Annotated in this window: 9 protein-coding genes; 7 read left to right on the top strand and 2 right to left on the bottom strand. The window is 35.9% G+C overall.

Annotated features, from left to right (window positions below):
• Positions 1-52: 52 nt before the first annotated feature.
• Positions 53-172 (top strand): LPXTG cell wall anchor domain-containing protein, encoded by a 120-nt coding sequence (locus NG78_RS06040; protein ID WP_230454151.1) that lies wholly within the window; start codon positions 53-55, stop codon positions 170-172.
• 240 nt (positions 173-412) lie between these two features.
• The gene (locus NG78_RS06035; protein WP_004134801.1) at positions 413-1,045 is read left to right on the top strand and encodes a metal ABC transporter permease; all 633 of its coding nucleotides are present in this window, start codon (positions 413-415) and stop codon (positions 1,043-1,045) included.
• Positions 1,046-1,159: 114 nt separating this feature from the next.
• On the opposite strand, the gene NG78_RS02180 is transcribed toward NG78_RS06035, so the two are convergent.
• On the bottom strand, positions 1,160-1,963 hold the full coding sequence (locus NG78_RS02180) for a sulfite exporter TauE/SafE family protein (protein WP_016828854.1): 804 nt from the start codon (positions 1,961-1,963) through the stop codon (positions 1,160-1,162).
• Positions 1,964-2,092: 129 nt separating this feature from the next.
• Between NG78_RS02180 and NG78_RS02185 the strand changes: the two genes are divergently transcribed.
• The 4 genes from NG78_RS02185 (at position 2,093) to NG78_RS02200 (ending at position 4,307) form a co-directional block, all read left to right on the top strand.
• The gene (locus NG78_RS02185; protein WP_004134800.1) at positions 2,093-2,431 is read left to right on the top strand and encodes a hypothetical protein; all 339 of its coding nucleotides are present in this window, start codon (positions 2,093-2,095) and stop codon (positions 2,429-2,431) included.
• Between the two features lie 46 nt (positions 2,432-2,477).
• Positions 2,478-2,969, top strand: a complete 492-nt coding sequence (locus tag NG78_RS02190) for an NUDIX hydrolase (protein WP_004134799.1) — start codon at positions 2,478-2,480, stop codon at positions 2,967-2,969.
• Positions 2,970-3,233: 264 nt separating this feature from the next.
• The gene (locus NG78_RS02195; RefSeq protein ID WP_004134797.1) at positions 3,234-3,413 is read left to right on the top strand and encodes a hypothetical protein; all 180 of its coding nucleotides are present in this window, start codon (positions 3,234-3,236) and stop codon (positions 3,411-3,413) included.
• Positions 3,414-3,704: 291 nt separating this feature from the next.
• Positions 3,705-4,307, top strand: coding sequence for a DUF4097 family beta strand repeat-containing protein (locus tag NG78_RS02200; protein WP_004134796.1), 603 nt, complete (start codon positions 3,705-3,707; stop codon positions 4,305-4,307).
• Between the two features lie 179 nt (positions 4,308-4,486).
• Here NG78_RS02200 and NG78_RS02205 read toward each other — a convergent pair whose 3' ends face one another.
• The gene (locus NG78_RS02205; RefSeq protein WP_004134795.1) at positions 4,487-4,735 is read right to left on the bottom strand and encodes a prevent-host-death protein; all 249 of its coding nucleotides are present in this window, start codon (positions 4,733-4,735) and stop codon (positions 4,487-4,489) included.
• A gap of 267 nt (positions 4,736-5,002) precedes the next feature.
• Here NG78_RS02205 and NG78_RS02210 point away from each other — a divergent pair, with 267 nt between their 5' ends.
• On the top strand, positions 5,003-5,728 hold the full coding sequence (locus NG78_RS02210; RefSeq protein ID WP_004134794.1) for a MerR family transcriptional regulator: 726 nt from the start codon (positions 5,003-5,005) through the stop codon (positions 5,726-5,728).
• Positions 5,729-6,000 lie beyond the last annotated feature (272 nt).

Below are 6,000 nucleotides of genomic sequence, written 5' to 3'. Positions count from 1 at the left end.
GGCTCCAACTCCGACGCCAGCTCATAAGCCGCAGCCTGAAAAGCGTATTGGCATGATTCCTAAGACGGGTGAATCGGCGTCGTTTGCAGGCTTGCTTGCAGCACTTGGTTTCTCGATTGCCGGACTTGCAATTCTTCTTAAGAAGAAAATGACGGAAGAAAACAATAAGTAAGCACGCTTGTTTTAAGTAACTAGCATTGTTTATTAGAAGATGGCTCTAGCGATATGTTAGAGCCATCTTTTTTTGAGTGTTATTTTTTAAGTGTTATTTGAGATGTAAGCTTTTTTATTCTCAATAAGAAATAATATGATGCTCCAAGCTCTAAAGTTTCAGAGTACAGAGCAATAGTTTCAGAGTACAGAGCAATAGTTTCAGAGTTCAAGGTCAAGGTTTCATTGTATCCAACACGTGATGAAACTAGATATAATCTCTAAAGTAAAAGGACAAGGTCCAAATACAGCTGCTGGAGTGCTTTTAACTGTAGGATTCGCCCTAGGCTTTTTACTATTGAAACTTTTCCAACCAATACCTTTAAAAGTAAATAGTTTTATTTCTGGCAATATATTAACAGCTAACTCATTGGATATACAAGTAACTTCAATAGCATTAATAGCATGCATAATCACATTACTTGCATATGGTAAACAAATTATTTTTGCATGCCTCGATGAAACGTGTATGCAAGCAAGCGGATATAATTTGCGTAAAACTGACTTTATCATACTAATAATGATTACAGTTACAGTCGTTATAGTGATGCCTGCTGTTGGTTCAGTATTATCTATCTCTCTGATAGTAGGACCTGCAAGCACAGCTATAAAACTTAGCTCATCAATATGGCAAACGGTAATTTTTGCTCCAATACTTGGAATTATAGCTGGAACTTTAGGTCTCTATTCAAGTATTTATTTAGGTCTATCTTCCGGAGGAATGATAACTGTATTTTCTGCAATTGTTTATATAGTTTGCGTAATTATTTATCACGCAAAAAACATGATAATAAAATTTATACAAGCAAAAAGAGATGTTACTCAAATGGCATAATTGTAAAAAGTTACTTTATAACATTCTCCTATATCGTGGGGCTTAAATCTAAGCCCCACTTTTTATATTAAAAACTATTTTTTCAAATAAATAAAAGTCAAAGACTTTACATATTTAACGCTTATTCTTAGCTAAAATACCTGTTTTTAATATCATTCGTAAGCATGCACTGAACAAAAAAATACAAAACAATATATTGCATATAAAAGGTGAAATACTGCGCGCAGTTATTGCGCCTAAGTTTACAGTAAATGTCGCAAAAATACCGATAATAATTCCTTCAGTAAAATGAGTATAATGGTAACGAGCATTAGCAATACTACCACTTATAGCTGTAGGAAGCGTGACAAGCAAAGCAGTTCCTCTTGCCATAAGGTCTCCCATGCCGAGCAAAAGTTGCACGCATGGCACTATAATTCCTCCGCCACCAACGCCTAAAATACCTGAAAAAATACCAGAAAAAACGCCTATAAATATAAGACATATAGCTTTTAAAAAACTAACATTAAAATCTACATTTCTTAACGGAATCCAAACTTGACTAGAACATATAACTAGTAATACAAAAAGTGTAAAACACCAAGGAAATATTTTTTTAGGCAAAATATGTGAAAAATATACCCCAATTTGTGATCCGAAAACTGAACCTATTATTAGAAAAAATGCTGATAAAAATGACACTTTGCCGTCTAAACCGTAAACAATGCTTCCACAAAGCGACGTTATAATTATGGCAACAAGAGAAGTAGCAGTAGCATGACGCTGATCAAATTTCATAAAAACAGTTAATGCAGGAACTATCACAATTCCCCCACCTACAGCGAACAATCCTGATAAAAAACCTGCTAATAGTCCAATGAAAACGATTAAAACAATATTATGGAAATTATATTTGGTTTTAAAAATATTTCTCAACATATATCTTTTCTTCACAAATTACCTCCTCGTACTTTATCCACTACTTTTACTAGATTATATGAAAAATAGAATATTTCCATATTAGTTCAATTGTAATTTATGTATTTATTTATCTAATTAACGTAAGTAATGGATAATAAGAAGTTTATCGCAGAGACGAAAGATGTTCGTTTAACGGTGAAACGCGCTGATACCTTTGGCGTGAGCTTTGTTAACTGTGAACAAGATATGTTGAGGGTTGAGGAAGCGCAAAATGTTATAAGGCTTATTCAAACTAAAAAAGTCTCAGCTTCGAATTGGCTGAGGTGGTTTACTCAGGGTATGCCTGAAATTGTTGTGAGTTTGCCACATGATGTGGAAGTTTGTGAGGTTGAATCTGATTCTAATCAAGTGCTCATCACGGATATTGAGATTGGTAAGCTTTATGTAGAAGTGAACAATGGCTTTGTATCCACTGGAGAAAGATAAAATTCATATTTAATGAAATTGACAATCAGGCCTTATGGAGGGTTTTATGGCTGAGATTTGGGATGCGTATAATAAAGAATTTAATAAATTAAAGAATATTACATTAGTGAGAGGAGAACCAATTCCTGACGGCATGTATCATTTGGTGGGCGAAGTAATTGTTAAACATATAGATGGGACTTACCTTATTATGCAAAGAGATTTTGAAAAGAAATTCGGTGGAATGTGGGAGTTGACAGCAGGTGGTTCTGCATTGCAATATGAAACACCATTAGAATGTGCAGTAAGAGAATTAAAAGAAGAAACAGGTATTGAAGCTTCAAAAATTATGGAGATCGGAAGATTTGTGCAGGATGTTTACCACTCTCTTTATGTTGAATATCTATGCGTAACCGATTGTAAGAAAAATGCAATTGCTCTTCAAAAAGGAGAAACGGTTAATTATAAGTGGGTAGATAAAAAGAGCCTTTTGGAAATGAGCCAAGACGAGTTAGTATCATCAAGGGCAATCAAACTTATTAAAACAGTAGATATATAAATTCAAGTTTGGCTGTTTGAGGGAAGATATCAACGCTCTATGGTCGAGTGAACAGGATGTTAACGTACTTCGCTTGCGTTGAAAGCACACTGTGCTTTCAACTTGAGCAAGCTCAGCGAATCGAAGTGCATTCGCGAATTATGTTTTAATCGCTCATGCAAGTCGATTCGCCACTTTGCACCCAGGCTGTGAAGTGGTAAAATATAGCTCAAAAGTTAAAATGAGGCCTGATTATTAGTATGTGTACGAGGAGGTGTTTAAGGAATGGATAAGCTCGTTCGTTTTTGCCGTGAAGTAGCGACATTCGGCTTGATGGTTGCCTTAATCGCGATGCTGGTTGCCTTAATATGGGGTGGCACACTTGCTATTAGAATTGGTTTTACCTCTTTTGCTATTGGTGTCACAGTGATCTCGCTTAAGACTGTCCTTCGAAAGACTGATTGATTTTGTTTGGTTCAAGTCAATAGTTGAATATCTCACGTTGGGTGACTATTACTGATTTCTGTCAGTAATAGCCACTTCTTTTTATGAATCTTAAAGTCAGGCTCAATGTCCGTCCTGTTTAGCCGCTTACCCGCGATTGACAAAGGTGCGTGTTACCATAGTTACTAACATGACCAGTTCCGCTACCTGCTTCGGTGGGAGTCCAGGGCTGGTCCTTTTCGTCGGGAGAAGTTGTGACCAGTAAGCCCCTTTTGGCCTATAACCCAGATATTTAACAAGGGAGTTGTTCAAGTGGCGAATAGTAGGAAGTTTGTAGCAAAAACGAAAGATGTTAGCTTAACGGTTAGAAGGGCTGATTCTTTTAGCATTAGTTATGTTAATTGTGAAAAAGATATATTTCATATTGAAGAAAATCAAGATGGTATAAAGCTCGTTCAAACAGAAAAAGTGTCGGCTTTTTACTGGTTGCGTTGGCTTGCTAAAGGCAGTCCTGAGGTCATTGTTGCCTTGCCAGAGAGTGTTGATTTTTGTGAGATTGAAGCTGAGTCTAATCAAGTACTAGTAACGGATATTAAAGCTGACAAGATTTATGCGGAAGTTCATAACGGCAGGGTGGAAGCAAGAAATGTTCAGGCGAATGATGTTTTTCTAAAGTGTCTTAATGGTTCTGCTGTGGCGAATAATGTTAAGGTTGTTGCTTCTTGCATGGTGGATACGTTAAATGGTACGAGTGTTTTAGAAGGAGAAATACCTAAGGATGCATGTCTTGAAGTAGTTTGTGAGAATGGTATTAGCGAGGTTTCTGATAAGAAGAAGGCTAATATTGGGCTCAAAACAGGTGGATGTGCTTGCTACGTTGTGCATTGCTTGAATGGGAAAGCTGTAGTGAAGTAATACTGTTGTGGTGTTTTATGTCTGTCACTGTGACTAGTCGCACGAAATAGTGTTTTGGCATATTCTAAAAATGCTTCGGAATGTTGGAGTATTAGGCTTGGTGGTTTTTAATCCAAGTGTAAAGGTCATTTTCATTTGCTTTGCCTGATGCAACTTTGAGAATAATATCGATCAGTTCTTCATTTGGCAAGTTCCTCATAGACTTTTTTGTTCTTTTTGATGAACATGTTTGATAAAGCCATAACTTCATCGTCTGCTGGAACAGTAACTTTTTCAGTTTTGGCTTTAGGAAACTCTAAAATCACATAGCGCGGAGAGTTGTTTTTTAGTATTACAGCTGAGCCGTATTTATCGACAAGACGAGCAACCTTTGAGAAGTTTTGATTTGCTTCGGAAATAGAAACAAGTGTGTCTGTATTTACATTCATATCAAGAACCTCCATTTTTAGGAGAATTATAGCATATATTTTAGGATAAATAAATCCTAAGTATTTCAAATCTACGTCATAACTATTAACTCAGAAAAGACGTGACAGGTGTCAATCGGAACTCATGGTTTGTCGATTGAAGCTGTATAAATACAACAGTCTTAGGTTGAGCATTAGACGACAACGCTAGCAAAAATACTTGACTAAAATACTTGACTATGACGTTGCGTAATACTTTATTCTAGTGATAAGGAAGGAGGTGAGATAGTGAAAACAGTGAATGAAGTCAGCAAGATAGCAGGAATTAGTATTCGTACTCTTCAGTATTACGACAAAATCGGTTTGTTAAAACCGTCCGCTTATTCGGAGTCAGGATATAGGTTGTATGGTGATGAGGATCTAAAGGTACTACAATCCATTTTGCTGTTTAAAGCTTTGGAATTTCCGCTCAAAGAAATTAAAGAAATAATAACCAGTGAGCATTTCGACAAAGATTTAGCACTGGAACAACAAATCAAATTATTAATCCTGAAAAAAGAGCATTTGGAAAATTTAATTCTTTTTGCAAAGGGATTAAAAGCATTAGGAGGTAACTATATGAACTTTACAGCATTTGACACAAGCAAAATTGATGAGTATGCCAAACAGGCAAAAGAGTATTGGGAAGATACACCGGAATTCAAGGAATTTGAAGCTAAAGAAAAAAGGAGAAACAGTGAGGAAACAAAAATGCTCCATAAACAACTCATGCTGATTTTTGCAGAATTTGGCAAGGTAAAATCACAACCCAGCGATTCAGTTGAAGTTCAGGCTTTGGTAAAGAAACTGCAGGACTTTATTACAGCTAATTTCTATAAGTGCTCGAATGAGATTTTATCCGGACTTGGGAAGATGTATGCTTCTGGTGGTGATTTTACGAAAAATATAGATGCGTTTGCAGGCGAAGGGACATCAGTATTTGTCAACAAGGCAATCGAATATTATTGCAAGTAAGTTTTATAATCGAGTTATTGATTAAAAACACCTAATTAACTAATGTAATGCTCCCAAAAGTTGGACCAAAAATCTAACTTTTGGGATTATTGCAAAAAGGTGCTTTAATTTTCTACCAGAATAAAAAATTGTTTTGTAGAAAATAGATTCTCAAACTTTTTAACGATAGCTTTTCCTATCGTTAAAAGGTGCGCCCACTATCCATAGTGTGCACTAAAAAAAGTGTATAAATACTACGAGTGCTCTCAATGTAGATTGAGAGCACTGTAAAT

Origin of the sequence: Gardnerella greenwoodii 00703Dmash (assembly GCF_000263635.1) — a bacterium.
Lineage (GTDB): Bacteria > Actinomycetota > Actinomycetes > Actinomycetales > Bifidobacteriaceae > Bifidobacterium > Bifidobacterium greenwoodii.
This window is presented reverse-complemented; position numbering and strand designations above follow the sequence as displayed.